A 17,980-nucleotide genomic window follows, 5' to 3' on the forward strand; every position below is an offset into this window, starting at 1 on the left:
TTACTCGACTGAGGAAAGCACCCAGGTCACACGCGGTTCTTCTTTCTGGGGCTGTGTGCTCGGCAGGCGCATGATTTGTCCTGGGCTGGTGACGCCAGCCCGTGCACCGGACGTGGTGAAGGGGAAGCCCAACAGGTCGGTCTCAACGCCGACATTGAAGCCGAAGCCCTGCCCGCCATTGATACCAGTGCCAGCGAGCCGGCGGTTCAGAACCAGCCCCTCGGTCACGTTCAGGTCAATCTGGTTGGACTGGCTGAAGCTGTACTTGCCAGCGTTGATGGCCAGCGTCTGCGCATCGGCCACTGTCGAGAGCTTGTCATAGACCGCCTGCGCCAGCACTGAGAAACCTTGCTGGTAGAACCAGACATCACCACCGATAACCACGTCATAACCATTGAGCACCGGACCGGCATGACTGACCGAGCCTGTCGTGATCCGACCGCGCACAAGGTTAAGCGTGCCACGCGCCCAATCTCGCCCGCTCAGACGCCCGCGAACATCATCAAAATACTGCGATTCCGAGATGAACAGCACTGGGCCGTCACCAATCGAACTCACATCTACTTGTGCGGCCATGCCGTCGTCATTGCCATCGAGGGTCAGCGCAAGCGAATCCGTTGGAGTGACGTCGTAGAGGTATGCGTCGATATTGTCGGCATGCAGTCCGAGCGTATCACGCACGTTCAACAGCCCCGCATATAGTGTGGAGCCAGCGTTGCGCGCCCGCAGATCAGCGCTGTTCGGCGCTTGTGCTTCGCGCTGACCGTAGAGCTCGGGATGGATCAACTGAAGGGTCTGCTCATCGGCCAGATCGACCGTTGCACCGCCGAGGATCATCACGCGCAGCTCGTCATCCGCTGCCAGCGCCAGATCGGTGCGCGCGCCAAGCACGCCGAGCGTCATCCCACCGCTCATCGCATCCAAATACAGCGCTCCGCTCTCCGACAGCGCGAAGCCTGCCCGCAAATCACCCGCCGTCTCGGTGTAGGTCACGTCGCCGTCGGCATAGAAATGGCCAGTCGCGCCGTCGGACATATCACCCATAAAGCTCGCGCCCGTCTCGCCCGCGATCTCTCCATTGAAGGCAAAGAGCCGCACGTCGCCCCCCGTAAGCGCAGCGCCATCCGAGAGGATATCGCCCTGCCCAGAGGAGATAACGATCGGCGAGCCCCCTCCAGCCGTGATGTCGCGCACCGTGACCGAGCCACCAGCATAGAGGTCGATCAAGCCGTCATTCGTTTGCAGCTGATCCAGCCGGATCGAGTCACGCTCGTTGAGATGCATCGCGCCAGCGGCGACCGTTGCGGTGACGTGATCAAATGCCACTGGCAGCCCGTTTGGTCCAACCGGCAGCATCGACCCGAGGGTCAGGAGCGTTCCAGCCCCTGCTGCGTTCGCTTCGAAAACGGTACCGCTCTGGCCCGAGGCAATTGAGAGCGCGCCCTTGACCTCGACGGTCAGCGCAGGATCGGCAGTGCTTTGCGTCACCACGTGCGAGGCGATCATGTCGCCTGCGACGTCGAGACTGATCGTTCCGGTGCCCGCGTCAATCGAGGTGTCCGCCGCCTGTTGCAGCAACCCTGCCGACTTGATCGAAACTTCCCCGTCATGGCTGAGAATATCGGCGTTCGCGACAAGACTTGTCACATCCAGACCAATCGCTCCGCCCTGAGTGGTGATCCCTGGACCAGCCAGCAGCGTTAGCGGTGCATTCACCGAAGTCAGCGCGATCTCCCCTGCGCCGCCCGCAGTGACCTGTTCGAGATCGGTCGCCCGATCGCTCAGCGCGAGACGGATATCGCCATCCAAGGTCGCGGCATAAAGGCTGCCCGTGGTCAGGCTCAGCGGCGCAATACTCCCGATTATGTGGCTCGCGGTGAGCTTGATGCGCTCGGCCACGATCCGACCCTGCGTGAAGGAAGCCGCATCAAGGCGCACCTCGTCAGGTGAGGTGATCGTGCCGATGGTGAGCGCACCGCCCACAGTAATGTCGGTGGGCGACCCCGCCGTCAGCTGGGTCAATGATGAGATGGTCAGACTGTCCGCTTCACGCATCCACAGCGGTGTGGGGGCGACGCCAGCCGCAGTGTAGTTGAACGTGCCGAGCGCAGTCTCGAAGCGCTTGCTTTCGCTCCCTACAGGGCCGCCAGTCACAATCGAGAGCGTGCCGCCCGCCGCATCCGTTCCGCTCGATGCGGTGGTAGTGAGGCCAAGCGCAGTCTCGAGTTCCAGCGCCGACCCCGTGCCGAAGCCAAGCGTATCGGTGCCAATGAAGGACATCAGCCCATCAGTCGTGATTTTGCCGCCTCCCGAGATCTGGGCCGAGACAACGGGTAGATCTCCCGTTGCACTCAGCCAAGCGTCGCCCGCAGTAGTGGTCACGTCAAGCGCTCCGCCATTCGCCGTATCGGTCAGGGTAAAGGGCAGTACGACCGCGCTGGTGCCGATAGAGCTGCCAGTCAGCTTCAGGCTTCCCGCGCTGATCCGCACGGCACCAGTGGCCAGCGCATCGGTAATCGCACCAGTCGCACTGATCCGTACCGCGCCAGGCGCAAAGGCCTCGGCCAGCGGCAGATCGCCCGTCGCCGCGATATTCACCTCAACACCCGACCGCGCGGTCAGCATGCCGCCAGTGCGCACCTGCACGGTGAGCGGGTCGGCCTCGGTCGCAATCGGGGCATTGTTGCCACTCTCAAGCACAATGATCCGTCCAGTCACCGCCGGAGTGCTATCCGAATGTGCATCCGACATCATCCCGTCGAGCTTGATCGTAACATCGCGGGCTGCGTTGACTTCTTTGATGGACGCGGCAGTCTCGGCTCCGAGGAACACATCCGTCCCGAGCGCCACAGCGTTCAGCGTCCCGACAGGTGCGCCGCTCGCATCCAGCCCTGTGAAAGCGAAGTTCAGATCCTCAGCCCGGCGCACGATGACCTTTCCATCTGTCGTGAAGGTCAGATCGGACGGCTCAGCCTGCGACAGAATCTGAAGGTCCTGCGTAAGATCGTTGCTTCCACCGACAGTGTAAGGCTCAAGCATCTCGCCGATCGTCCCCGTCGCCTCTAGGTTGATATCCTTGTAGGCGCTGATGTTCGGGTCTTCGATCCGGGTGTTGGTATCCCCAGTGCCCTTGATCAGGCCAGCGCGGATCCAGTGGTTGAGTTCATCTGTGGTCCACCCAATACCCTCAAGCAGCTTCGCCTGATCATCCGCTGTCGGCGTGTAGGTGAAGCTTGTCTGCTCGGCGGTCTCGGTGTTCCACTCGGCGTAGAACCCTTGCTGCTGTGAGATGTAGTCGTCGAGCTGCGCCTGCGTCCAACCGCCATCGAGCAGAGCCGCCATATCGGAGGCATCCATCTCGTAGCTGATCGGATTGCCGCCGTTCTCGGTGCGCGCCCTCCAATAAGCGCGGTATTCATGCTCGCGGCTCGCGGCCAACGCGTCCAGTTGCTGCTGAGCGCGATTATTTTGCGCAACCTCATCATCGAGCCCCATATCCTGCGTCCAGAGCTTTGCAAGCTCGCTCTCGGAGCGGATATCACGCACTTCGGCATTATTGCGGTCGAGGATCGAGCCATCGAGAGCCGCCAGTGTCACCGACCCTGTCTGCGCTGTCACGCTATGGACCGGAAGATTACCGCTGCGGGTCCCGATCACGACATCCTTGTTCGCCGTCGCGTCGAGCACGCCACCATTCAGCGACACCCAGACATGCTCGAACGAGCCATCATCGCTTCCGATACTGCCGTTGAGCGAGGTCAGGTCAACCGAGGTCGCCGTAACCGCGCCCGTATCTGGATCCGCCATTTTGATATCGCCATCGGCAAACAGCATCACAGTACCGGTGATCGGCGCATCGGTATTGCCTGGGCGATCCTTCGCCTCAACATTGCCGATTGTCATCGAGCCCGACATCTCGCGGATATTGACCGCGCTGCCGCCCGTTGCGGTCAAAAGCGACCCTTCGGACTGATCGACACGGAACGCACCTGTGACGCCTCCGATCCGACCGTTTTCGGCGCTCAGTTCGAGAGAGCCAAGCGTCGCGGTAATTTGTGGACTTGCGGTCACGATCGACCCGTTGTTGGACGTGATACTTGTATCGCCAACAAGGTTCGAGACCGTCTTCTTGAAGATCACATCGCCGCCGGAAGTAATGTTAAGCGCCCCGGAATCAGACCCGCTGAAGACGATTTTGATCGGGTAATCGGCCCTCAGGCGATGTTGGTAAAGCACGTCTGCCGTCGAGGTCTCGGACCAGGACTCGTAGACATCACCGATCCCGAGGATCCGCTTGTCGTCTACCGTCACGGCACCCTTGGAGTTGGAGTAGCTGGTCCGCTCGCCCGTGAATCCATAGCGATAGTCACCTCCGTTGATCGCGCTGTTCTCGGAGGTCACATAGGACCCATTCGCGCCGAAGGTCACTGTCGGGTCAAGTTTAGTCACCTCCGCCGCTTCGGACTTACTCTGGATTTCTGCCGCGACCGGCGCCCAGAAATAGAAGGTTTTCTGAGTGTAATTCGTAACCTGCGTGACCACCTCGGATTGCAGCACAACCATGTCGCGGTTCGCAACCGGCTGGTAGCTTGCGCTGCGCCCACTATCCGCCGTGCTGGTATCTTTCAGCGTTGTCGGCACAATGCGCGTGACCGACACCGCATTGTCCCCGTCGCCATAGGTCTTCGTGACGGAGTCATAGGTCGAGGAGTTATCATAGACCTCCAGCGTCTGACCGATGCGGCGATATTCAGTGATGAGCGGATTGCCCCCCACTGCCTTGAGCGGATCGGTATCGGTAATCCGCACCAGCCCTTCGAGCCCCTGCCCGTTCGCACCCGCTTCACCCGTATCGATGCGGTCGAACACCACCGGGATCGAGGTGTTGTTGGTGACGTTGATGCTGCCAAACCCGTCAAGCGACTCAATTTGCCCCGCACCAGTCGACAGGATCTGCCCAGTGATCTCCACCGTGCCACCCTTGACGACCATCGGGGAAATCGTGATCGCACCAGTCTGCACGCCATCAGCATTCGTCGCTGTCGGATCGTATTCCACCCAGACATCATTGGCGGTGACATAAGACTTGCGCACGATGTTGTCGTTCACAGGCTCAGACGGGTTGAACAGGACCGTCGACAGGGTCGTCGAGAAATTCGACAAATCGGTCAGGAGACCATCGCCAATGATGACATCATAGCTTCCTACACCTGCTTGAATCAGACCGTTTATGTTGAGCTGATCGGCAGTGATGTAGACATTGGCGCCCGCCTTGATCGAGCTTTGACGTGGCTCGAGCTCGAATTCCGGGACCGAGGGCGTCGACAAGGTGATCCAACTGTTGCTCGCCGTCATCGTGTCACCGTCATAACCAGTCACGTCAAAGCCCGCCGCAAGATAGGCCCGCGTGACATTGTCGACCTGATCGAAATAGCTCGCATAAATCGAGCGCGGATCACCGCCCTCATTGCGCAGGCCAGGCGTATACCCTTGAGTAAAATTACCTCCGGCACTCAGGTTGATCGTCTTGGCCGAAATATCGGCGCGCACATCGAGATCACCGAAGTTCGAGTTGACCAATACGCTGCCGTCCAGATTGGTAATCGCGCCATTTAGGTTGATCGAACCGTTGCCATAGGTGACCAGTTCGATCTTGGTTTCGCCCACATCATTGCCCGAGATCATTTTATAGTCGATCGGAGCGCCTTTGGGATTTGCAAGCAACTGAACGTCGTTAGGCGTGTTCACCGCGACATCGTTGAAGTAGATCCGCCCACCGTCAGAGGACGGAATCTCCATGCTGCCAGCATTCACATGAGCGTCGGAATAGACATGCACCACGATCTGCGCATTGCCCGGCGCGTCAAGCGTACCCGTCGAGCTCCCCTGAACCGTATCGGCTCGCATGTAGATGCTGCCGCCCGAGGCGCGCATATCGGGCAGGTTGATGAAATCGACCGTGCCGGTCGTCACCGTGTCTAGGCGGCTATCCAGCGCCGCGATTTCCGCCTCCCACGCGGTAACCGCCTGCGTGTCCTCCCCGAGGATCGGATCATCAATTTTTTCTTGAAGTTCCTTGATCCGCGAAGCGAGCTCGTTTTGCACGGTGGCCTGCGTGATCATCGCCTGTATCTCGGGATCAGGATTATCCGTATCGTTCAGGATCCCGTTGGCGTCCTCGTTGCTGTAATTGACGGTCTGGCCCTGCGAGTTGGTGTAGCTTTCCGACGCATTGTCCAAGCTGTTGTTCTCGTCGAGGATCAGGATCTGCTTGTTGCGCGATCCGGCACGGACATAGCCGTTCACCTCAATCATATTCTCGCCCGTGTCGGTCGAGGTTCCGCTCTCGATATCAAGGCTGACTGGATCGCCGCCAAAGGCTTCGCTCAGCGCCGAACCGATCTCGGCGGCGACTTCGCGATAAAGGTCTTTGCCGCGACCATATCCCAGAACCTCTCCGCCCCCGCGCTCGGCAAAGACATAGACATCATGCACAGCTGCTACACTGGCCCCAGTGCCGACGCTGACGCGCTGGTTCATGTTCGCGGTCGCATCCGCGCCAGGCGTGCCGTTAATCGGGAAAGCCGTCTTGTTGAAGACGCGCGTTTCGGCCTTCACATCGACCTGTTGCGCCCCATTCGAAGTATAGCCCGCGCGCAGCCCGATATCGGTGAAGGACTGCAGATCGGCCCCCGAAGTCAGACTGATCTTGTTGTCGGCATTATATGTCGCCACGGTGTTGCCCGAAGCCGCCCCCGACAGACCGTAAGAGGCAGTATCGACCTCGGATTTGATCGTCGCGTCGCCCCCCGCATAGATGTCAAGGTCGTCCATGGCGAGCAACGTCGCGCTGCCGATCGTGACATGGGCGGTGTTGGTCTGGATCTCGACGGTGCTATTGCCATTCGGGCTGGCGATGGCGCCGCCGGAATCGAGCTTGAGGCGATCGTAGAAGATCATGTTCGTCGAGGCGCCGAGATCGAAAGTCTGGCCTCCATCGGCAACGCCTGCCTGCAACAGCATCGCGCCGTCATTGATGTTCAGATCGGTCGACGCATTCACGGTTACGAAGCTGCGCATCGCGGCTACGTCTATTGCACCGCCCGAACCCGACACGAGATTGTAGCCGATATCGGGACGCTTGAAGGTGGTATCCGCTCCAATATCGATATTGTGTGCGGCGATTGTCGTATTGCCGCCCAACGTCAGTGCAGTCGCGGCGTCAATCGTGTTGCGGCTCAGCGCCCCCGAATAGCCCAATGCCGCCGCGCTCACCGTGTCGACTGAGCTGGCGAGAGTGCCGTTTTGCGCCGAGGTAATCTGGAGCCGGTCCGTGGCTGCTATGACCGTGGTCCCAGTCGTACCGATGTCGAGCGTCGACTTCGTATCGGTGGTAATGTGAGCCTCCGCGCCCGAACCGGAAACGAGACCGCCCGAGCCAGAATCCGCACTCGCGCTGATGTCAGGCGCATTGCCCGCTCCCAGCGTGACGACTTTACCTGTTATGGCCGCATTGTTGATCGAGAAGGCCACATCGCCGCTGTCGCCATTGGCCGTATCCTGACCAGCATAGGCAAGCGTCAAGCCAACCGCGACCGCGCCGCCACTGCGCCCAGTCACAAATGCATCCACCTTCACCGCGCTCGCATCCGCGCCAAGCGAGATCGCGTTCGTGGCAATGAGTTCGCCGCTCAGCGTCGAAGTAATACCGTAGCTCGAATAGGCATGCGCTGCCGCGCCATTGCCTGCCAATAGGCCACCCGAGGTCGATTGCGCCTTCGCTTGGCTCGTCATCCGGTCATCGGTGCGCTTGATCTCGCTGTTAATCGTAATGTCGGACGCGCTGACATCGGCGTCGAAGAGGGTCGCCACGTTCATATCCGCGCGCGAGGTCGCAACTCCAGCCCCGATCGAGACGCCCGCCGCGACCGAAATGCCATGCGCCTCCGCATAGGCCGCGCCGCCATTGGTGTTCTGCAACTCGAAGGCACCGCCCGCATTGACCGTTGTTCGTAGAACGCTGACGGCGCTGTTGCCCGCATTGGTGGCGGTCACGACAACGGAGTTCCCCGAGCCGGCAATTCCACCCGAGCTGCCCGAACCTTCTGCATGGGCCGATGTACCGTCGGAAGTCTCAAGGGATATCTTGTCTGCGCTACTTGTCAGTTCACTCTGGATCGCGCCGTCACGGCCAATTGTAATCGCGCTCGTCCCTTCGCTCTTTGCACTGGCGACGGCAACACCCACGGCACCAGCAAGACCACCCGTGACATTCGTCGTAACGGCCTTCACCTCTCCCGTGCGATCGGCACTAATCCCGATGCTATAACCCGAGACCGAAACATCCGCGCCAATCTGCACCGATGCACCCGTATTGAGCGTTGCCACGGTCACGCCTGCGCCACCCGTGTAGCCGCCCGAGGCCGCGACGGTCGAAGCCGAAGCGTCGATCACGCTGCCCTCGTCATCGCCATAGGTCTTGGCCCCCAGCGTCACCGCACCACCCGCGCTGAGCTTTGCGCCATCGTGCAGTGTCACCGCCGCGCCAGTGGAAACATTGGACACCACGATCCCGCTTGACGCGCCACCGAAGATCGAACCGGCCCCTGCGCCCGCGACTTGTGACACATCGGTTCTGGCCGCGCTCGTTAGCGACAGATCGCCATTGGTCAACAAGGTCGCAGACCCGACCTCGACCCCCACCTGATCGCTGCCCGTCGCGTCAGGGTTCAGATCCTGACGCGCGGTGACGATCTGGTTTTGCGTATCGCTCGCGCCAGCGAACCCGATGATCGAGCCCGCGGTATTCTGGCGGTCTTGCTCGGTCGCATCCGCCTCCAGCCCACCGCTCCCGTTCTGGTCGCTCGTCAGCTCTTCGTTGATGGACGCCATCGCATTCGAGAGATTGCCGCTCTCGTCGTCGGCTACTCCGCCCAGATCGACCACCGAGATCGCAGCACCCGCCGCTATCGCGCCCGCGCCAACAGAGACCACGGTCGATCCCAGTGTCCGCTCGGAGGTCGCCGACAGGTGAATGCCGTCACGTCCGACACCACGCACGCCATCTGAAGCATCATTGGCCTTCAGCACCGCGCCATCGCCGACGGTGACCTTGGTCGTCCCTTGCAGGCTCGCGAAATCGAGACTCGCTCCGACACCAAGAGCGCCGGCTCCAATCGAGCCAGCGACACCCGTCAGATCGGCTGTCTCATGCGCGGTCAGGCTCAGCTTGCCACCCGCAGCGAGGCTCTGCTCGTCGCCGATGGCGACTTCCGTCGTCGCGCGATCCATCACGAGATTGGCCGAAAGCGCGACGCCAGCGCCTGCCACAGCCCCAGCCCCGGCATAACCCTCTTGCAGAAGCTGGGTATCCGCATTGGCACTCAGGTCGTTACCCGCATCCAGCCGCGCGATGCCTCCCGCGCGCCCTGAGTCGACTGAGACTTTCGACGTGCCATCAGCTACGGTCACTTGGATCGCACCGCCGACAGCCACCACGCCGCCCGAACCACCGCCCGTCATCGAGTAGAGGTCATTGTCGATAAGCGTGCTCAGGCTCAAGTCATGGCCCGCATCGAAAGACCCGCCATGTATTCCAACTTCGGCAGTCGAACTGAGCACGTTCACATTGGCATTGCCTGTCACGCCAACGAAGCCGCCCCCGACCCCTGCAACGAAGCTCGTCAGTGTCGATTTGTTGGTCGCGCTCACTGCGATATCGCGTGCAGCTGCGAGTTGCGCATCATAGGTCTCGACCTTGGCCGAGGACGTGACAAGGGTCGTGCCCGCACTCGCGCCGACACCAGCCGCCCCGCCGATCGCAACATTCACCGTATAGAGCGCAGAATCGTTCGCTGTATCGGCATTGAGGGTCACGTCCTGCGCTGTCGACGCTACCTTGCTGCCAAGGTCGCTCTCGAAATCGGTGTCGTAACGCGGATTGATACGCACCAGATCGCTGCCCTGCTCGGAACCGAGTTGCACCAGAGCGGCATCGTCGATCAGGTTCATCCCGAAGAGTGCGCTAACACCAGCCACGCCACCTACGGATCCGTTCGCGGTTAGCATCGCGATGCCACTGCGCGCCTGCGCATTCATAGCAAGTCCGTTGCTCGTCTGTGCAATACCGTCGACATCGTTCCAGTCGATGGCCTCCTGCCCTAGCGCGACCACACGCGCATCATCGACAATCCGCGCCGTCACCTGATTTTGGATGGTGTTGACCGACGCTGAAGCCCCGACCCCCGCCGTTGCCCCACCCGAAAGCGACAGGTTTACATCAGGCGCTTCGTTACGCGCGTCGGTGGAGTCGGCAGGCTTCGCCTCATCCGAACCACCCAGTAACGTGATTGAGGTCGTCGATTGCGCGTCGATCAGCAGCGAGCCGCGCGTCGCGATGTCCGAACCATAGCGTGTCGGCTCGGACAGACCGCTCGACGCGTCGACGAGCGAGATCGGTCCACCCTGCACCACCGCCTCGACTGTGTTCGCAGCCGTATTGTTCACGCCCGAACCAGTCACGCCGACAGTACCGCCCGCACCCGAAATCGCATTCCCGTGGAAGGTCGTGTTCTGATAGGCACCGAGCGAGGCGTTTTGACCCGCGCGCAATGTGCTCGAAGTAATATCGGCGCGCACGGTCTGCGCGGAATTGTTGATCGCGATGCCGAGCCCCACCGAGGCTCCTCCAGACCCGCTGATGGACCCCGCATTGGCGGTCAGCGAGGGGGTCGAATGAGCAGCCAGCGTCATCGCCCCAACCTGCGCCTCCGAGCGGCGCAGCCCCGCATAGACCTCGCCGTTGGCGACATTGACCGCGAAGCTGCCCGCGAAGGCGCCCGAGCCGCCACCGCCGACCGCAGCCGAAAGCGCCTCAAGCGTCATCTGCTGATCGGCGTCGATCGTCAGGGTGCCCGCCAACGAGAGCGGCGCGCCTGCCGTTTCGCTCTCATCAAGCTTGCGCGCAAGGATGGTCGCGTCTTCGACAGCTGCCTCGGTGTCATCCGACATGACGTTAACGACGATCGCGCCGCCCGCGCCCGCCTGCCCGCCGATACCGGCCGAGCCAGCCAAAGCCTTGATCGTTCCGGTCTGCGCCGTTGTTACCGAGACATCGCCGCGATCGGTGCGTAGGGCCGCGCGCGTGCCAGCGCCGCCATTGTCGCGGATATACGCGTCGGCTTGCCGGTTCATCACGTTTACAAGGATCGAGCCCGCGCCGCCGACACCGCCAGAGAAGCCGCCCGAGACAGCCGCCGTCTCAATCGTGCCAGTCTGGGTCGCGCCAACCGAAACGCTCGATGCCTGCGTTTCCACATCCGTGGGCAGCACAAGCTCGGCCTCAGTCTTCGCAAAGAGCAGGTTGACGCCAATCCCGGCCCCCACGCCTGCGCCCGAACCGCCAATGGCAACCGCACCTGCGAGCGAACGGATTGTACCCGTCGAGCTGGAGCTAATCGTGGTCGCGGGCAGTGCAGGAGTCGTGCCCGAAAGCTCGACCCGTGCGCGGGTCACCGCGTCAGCGTCTAGTGTCAGCGCCAACTGGTTCGCGTCGAAATCTGGGGCCTGCGTCGTGGCGCTCATGTTGGAGACCAGCCCCGCCACCGCATCATCGCGGCGGTTCGAGACGTCGGTTTGCGCGTCGCCCACGGGGTCTTCGCTGCTCTGACCTGGCAGCGGCTCTACACTCGGACCGTCTGCGCCAGGTTGGCCGATCTGGGTATAGACCACCGAGCCTGCAACGCTCACCTGACCTGAGGCAGTGCCCGAAACCGCGATGGCGTCGATCCCAGCTGTATCCTCTGCAGTGACGTTCAGAGACTCACCGCTCACCGCGTCGCCAGTGATCAAGTCGGCGGTCGTGCCGCCATGAATCGTAGCCACAGTCAACGCGACGCCGACGGCGTTGTTACCGCCTGCAGCCGCGGCGCCCGAGAGGATGGAGATCTGCCCTGTGCGCGCGGCCGACAGCGATACCGCACCAGTTCCGCCATCAATCTTGACGCTTGTTGCATCGACCGCCGTTGTGTTGCCGATATCACCGATTGCGATCGATCCCGCAACGGCGTTCGTGCCACCACCAGCAAGGCCGACCGCCCCACTGGTAATAGTCGAGCCATTCTCTGCGTCGAGCGTCACACCTTCGCCAGCCATGTCCGCGCCATTGGTCAAGACGCCCGTGTCATGAGCGATGAAATTGGCAGCCACCGCGCCGCCAACGCCAGTTCCGCCCGCGCTCAATGCCGCACCGCCAGCAAGGCTTTCGATGGTTCCAGTATCGTCAGCGTTCAATGTCAGCGCACCGCCCGCGTCGAGCGTGGCATTCTCTGCTGAGACCTGCGTCGTCGCGGTCGAAACGTTCACCGTCACCGCGCCGCCCAGCGACGTATCGCGCGAGGCGCTCAGCGCAACTGCTGCCGATCGGATCGTGCCATTCGCTGTCGCCGTTGCCGAAATTTCCCCAGTGCCCGCAGTGCTCAGGTTCGCATTGGCGAGATCAATACTCGTAGTATTCGCAGTCAGCAGGTTAAGGGTGCCCGCAAATCCGCCCGCACTCCCGTTAGACGCTGCGGCGCCACCGCCAAGGCTATTGATTTCCCTCGCGTTCATCGCGGTCAGCGCGATGCTCTCAGCATCAAGCGCCTCGGTTCCGGCTGCCGACACCTCCAGCGTAGTGGAGATATTGTTGGCCGACAGGCCCACACCCGCTGCGGTCTCTGTCTCGGCCACGGCCCCTGCCACGGCGATCGAGGAAATCGTGCTCGACCCAGTCGCACCGATCATGATCGCGCCCGTGCCGCCTGTGCCACCCTGCCCAGTTACTTTCGCATCGGTCAACGTCGCGCCCGAGTTCGAAGTTATGACATTCACCGTCGCGGCCCCGCCCACGGCATTGTCGCCATTGGCCAGTGCCCCGCCGAGAGAGAAGATCGTATTGGCTTCGGTCACGCCGACATTGATCGAGCTGGCCGAAATCCCCATCCGATCCGTTCCGGCACCATTCCCGATCACATCCGCGCGCGCGCCGCCAGTGATGTTATTGACCGAAACCGAACCGGCGACGCCAGTCTTACCCTTCCCAGCCGAGACGCCGAAGCCGTAAATCGACTGCGAACTGTCAGCCTTGATGCCAAAGGCACCAGTATCAATGGTGCTGGCGCCAGTGATCGAAGCGCCCGCGCTACGGGTCACTGTGTTGACGGCGATGCCGATACCCACACCCGATCCTTTGGTCTTGTCCATGTTGATACCGACCGCGCCGCCGACAGACACAGTGGTAGAACCATCGGTCGCGCTCACGTTCAGCGCGTCCGAGGTGATCGACGCGTCCCTCACCGCAGCCGTGGTGCTGCCGTCGAGCACTGCGACCGCAACGGACCCAGCCAGCGCGATATCGCCTCGGGAGGTTCCTGCGCCGCCTACAGCCACGTTGACAACCGTCGCGTGATCCTCGGCACCAATCGCAACCGCTTGGCCCGCGTTGATCGTGGCACCAGTCACTTCCGAACGCAGCTCGCGCGTGTCGACCATCACCGAGAAGGCACCCGCCAGCGCGTTGGTATCCTGCGCCTGACCGAGCCCCGCCGAGACAGCGCCGCCACCCGCGATCTGAAGCGCCGTGTTCTTCGCGGTTTGCGTCAATTCGGCAGAGAGTTCGATCTTGCCCGCGGTGTTGAGCGCCGCGACAGTCTCATTGCCGAGCGAGAGGTTGAGCGACGCGACACCGGTGACAGCCCAACCGCTTTGCTGTTGGTTGCCCTCGCTGTCCGCTGGCGTCTGCACGTTCTTTTGTTCATTGATCGCCTCGTCCTCGTCATCTGCGAAAAGCCATGACGGGATGATCATGTCATCGTCATTTGAGCCGTCCGAGTTCGTCGTGCCGCCCGTCGATTGCGGATCGTCCTGCTGGGCTGGTTTGCCTTGCACTTTGGAACCCGCAACGCCAACAACGACATCAGTCGTGGCGTTCTCTGCGGTGATCGTCAGGCTGTCGGCGTTGATGATCGTGTTCCCAGCTCCGCTCAGGGCGGCAGTTTCATCCGCGGGACCAATTCCGGCCCAGACCTTTCGGCCCGAGATATTCAAACCCGCCGAAGCCCCGACGCCCACGTTTTCCGATGCAGAAATTGCGCCCGCGGCGGCCCATTCTACGGATTCGTCCTTCGCCGTGATCGTGACTGCGCCACCAGTAATAGACGCATCGTCTCCAATTCGCGCCACGGTTTCCGCATGTGCGATATTCGTGGCCACGGTGGCGTTGACCGCCGTTTTCGTGCCCTGACCGCCAGAGAAACTCAGGATGCCCGCGATGTTGCGGGTATAGGCGTCGACATTGACCCCGTTCGCTCCAGCATTCACCGTCGCACCAGACTCGATGACCGAGGAAACTTCACTACCGATCCGGTCGATATTGATCCCGACCCCGATCGCCCCTTCCGCATCTCCCTTGAGCGGGTTCGACTTGGGGAGGTTTGCGAGGTGGAGGAACAGGCCTTCCTGACTCGACAGCACTTCGAGATCGCCCGTGAGGTTAAGCTCCGCGCCATTGCGAATCACCGCGTCGGTCGTGTTGTCGGTGTTAAAGACATTGGCGGTGATGCCGATCGCGAGCTTCTGCTCATCTTCGGGCACGACAGGGCGGGAGCCGTCACTCGGCACCGGCGCCGTTGCCTTGGATTTAACGTCTGTGGTGATGAAGTTCAGCGGGTTGATCGTGTCGATCAGACCCGGCGCATCGGGCGGCGTCAGCTGCGTGGGATCACTCGGATCGCTAGGCAGTTCGGTATAATCGGTGATCTGGCCGACGAACTGATCCCACTTGTCACGAATATCACCCAGCGGATCGGCATGGGGGAAACGCGTCACTGATTGCACGGTCGCAGCGCCCGCGTTCACCGTGGCGTCCTTGCCGATCTCGGCCTGTGTTGTGCCGCTCATCGTCGAGACCGAGCCAGTCAGCATCAGCGCCTGGGAGTACTTGCCCATAAGCTCGTCTTGATCGATCTGGTCCGTATGCGTGGCGTTATATTTGTCGAGCGCGTGTTGTGCCGCGTAATTCAATTTGCCGAACGCCGCCGAAACCGAGCGCGACAGCGAACTACCGCCCTCGGTCACCCCCGCAAAGCGATAGGCCGAGTTGACCGAGACGGGCTGTCCGGTCGCCGTGACATGGGTCGTCCCCAACGCGGTCAGCGCATCCGCATTGCTAAAGTCGTGATAATCGCCACCCAGCGTCGCGAAGGTGTTGTCAATGTCCACCTGCACGTCAATTGCGACGCCGAAACCGATATGAGGCGCACGGTTCGGATCGACTGGTGTGCCCTGAAGCTGGCCCTGAGCGCCTGGGATCGCCTGAACCATCGGGCTGTTCGCCGCGCGCTTCTTGCCGATCAGCTTGCTCGGATCGGTGACGCCCATCGTCGCGGTGGTAGAATGGACCTTGTTGAAGAACAGCGTCTCGGCATCAAGGTTGAGCGCGCCACCGGTGTTGATCGTGCCGCCGAGTGCGGCTTCGGTCATCGATTGCGAAACATCGACACTGATCGCCACGGCTCCGATCCCCTCGGTCCCTGCATTGGCGCCAGTGGTGATCGAATGTGATTTGCCCGTGAATGCCCCCGCATTGAGCGCACCAGCCGAGGTCAGCGAACCTCCCTTAACGAGAAGCTGGTTCTTCAACGCACGCGTGGTGACCACGAGCGCGCCCGCGTAATTCTGCACCTTGCTAGCAGAGATCGAAACCGTGTGATCTTCGGATGCTGTGCTGACGAGGCGCATATCGCCAGCATTGGTCGTCAGAGAACTGCCATCGAGCAGAACCTGACTTACGATATTGCTGTCGGCCAACACAACGCCAAGCGCATAGGCTTTGGGCGCGATCGAATAGGTGGTCTGGGCATGCGATTGCACGACAAGTGCATCGCTCGACGGATCCCAAGCGGAAGGCAATTTCAGCGTCAGGCTGTAAGGCGCACCGCCACCGATAAGGCTGCCAGTGATGTTAGCGACGACATCCTGCGCGCTGCTGTCAAAGCTCAGTTGCGGCGTCGATAGGAAGCTGTAGGTATCCTCCAGAAGCCCTGTCGCACCAAGCTGGCCATTGTTCGAGGGCGTGCCACTTGAGAAAGCCGTCGGCGTGATGGCCTTGTTCTTCCAGTTGCCGTCCGCAGTCAACGCGCTGTTAGTGATCGTCACATGTGATTGCGCATCGAGAAACTGCAACTGCAATGGAGACATGCTGTTGAGCGTTGTGGCCCCCTGCTGGATCAGGTCGCTCATCAGCGTCAGACCATTGTTGATCTGGGCGGTCATCGCCTCTTCGGCGGTTTCGCCTTCAAGGTCGTCGACCTGCTCCTCTTCGACGCCCAGTTCGTCGCTGCCTAGAGTATTCGAGACAGTCGCGACCGAATTCACCACGATCGAGCCCGATTTCAGATCGGCATTGTCGATGGTGATCGAGGCGCTCTCGCTTTCGGGGTCAATTGCCCAGGCGATACCCGTGTTGAACGAACGCGCAGAAAGCAGGATCAGTCCGCCGCCGTCCGCAGCCGCGCTGTCGGCGCGCAGGGTGGTACCGGATTCGACATTGATATGCTGCGCCGCTACGAGGATCGAACCCGCCGTGCCCGCTCCGGGATCACCCGTGACGGGATCAGCCGCATCGCCCGCCCGCGTCGTGATATCGTGGCTCAGCGTAACATTTTCATCCGCAGCGAAGACCAGATCTCCGCCCTTGGTCGTGATCTGCCCTGTCGTCGAGATATTCTGCGCGCGGAGGAAAACTGAACCCGCTTCGCCCGACGCACTCGACGTGGACATGTCGAAGTTACCCTGCGCGCTAAGATCACCTTGCGCCGCCGCCAGCAGCGGGTCGGTCGCGCCATCCGCGCGCAGTACAAACGCACCACCATCGCCCGCGACAGAGGTCGCTTTCACATCAAGACTGCTGCCCATCACCGCAGAGCCTTCGGTGAACAGGAAGACCGTGCCGCCTGCACCCGTCACCGTGCCGCTACCCGAGACGTCGATTTTGCCGTCGACGGATACATCGCCTTTGGCTTGCCCCAGAACAACCCCGCCGCCTTGAGACTCCACAAGATCGCTGCCACGCTTGGCTGTGATATCGCTGCTCGCAGTCGTCGTAAGTCCGCCCTTGGACACGAGGCGGATCACCCCGCCCTGCGTCACCAGTCCCGCCGCCTGAGGCGTTCCGTCGGTATTCACACCGACCGAGATCGGATCGACAGAAGTCGGATCTTCCACCTTGATCCGCCCGTTCAACATCATGCCCAGACCGCCCGAACGCAGCGCGAGCTGGGTTGCGTTGATTTGCCCGTCAACAGTGATCTGGCCACTGTCGCTCAAAGGCTCGGCACCCGCGAATAGCTGCGCAGTGGGTGTGTCGATGGCCGCGACAAAATTGCCTTGCGCCTCGTCCGTCAGGTCATTGACGAAGTCTGGCGTGGGCGCGCTCATTGTCAGCTGCCCTGCATTGATCGTTCCAGAGGAGCTGACCACGAACCCGTCCGAGTTCACGAAGAATACGTTGCTGCCTGTGGCGACTGGAGCGATGCCAGGATTCCCGAAGCCTGCATTCAGTGTGCCGCTTATGCTGCTCTGCCCGCCATTCACAATGTTGACGAGCGCGCTGGTATCAACCGGTTGATAGACGTTGACCGTGGCCCCAGCATTCACGTTGAATTGGCTGAACGTGTTGAACGCGGTACCATTTTGGATCGTCCCAGTGGTCACGTTCGTGGTCGAACCGTTGGTCGCGACGGTCGTGCTGGTCGTTCCATCCGCGATGACATCGGCAAAGGAAGGGACCACAGCGAAGATTACCGCCGAAGAGACACTGCTCAACCATCCGAATCTGCGAACCATGCAGCGGAAGGTGGCGTTCATTTTGTCATTCCGGCGATACGTCATCGCTATGTCCCCATCTTCAAAACGGCCCCCTGCGGCCGCCTTTTCGTCAGGC

The 17,980-nt window shown here is 61.4% G+C and carries 1 protein-coding gene; it reads right to left on the reverse strand.

Annotation, left to right across the window (positions count from 1 at the left end):
- Entirely contained in the window at positions 1–17,928 is a 17,928-nt protein-coding gene (locus ACN0SC_RS09900) for a leukotoxin LktA family filamentous adhesin (protein ID WP_417249513.1), read from the reverse strand.
- Between the last annotated feature and the right edge of the window lie 52 nt (positions 17,929–17,980).

The organism is Celeribacter sp., assembly GCF_048261515.1.
In the GTDB taxonomy this organism is placed as follows: domain Bacteria; phylum Pseudomonadota; class Alphaproteobacteria; order Rhodobacterales; family Rhodobacteraceae; genus Celeribacter.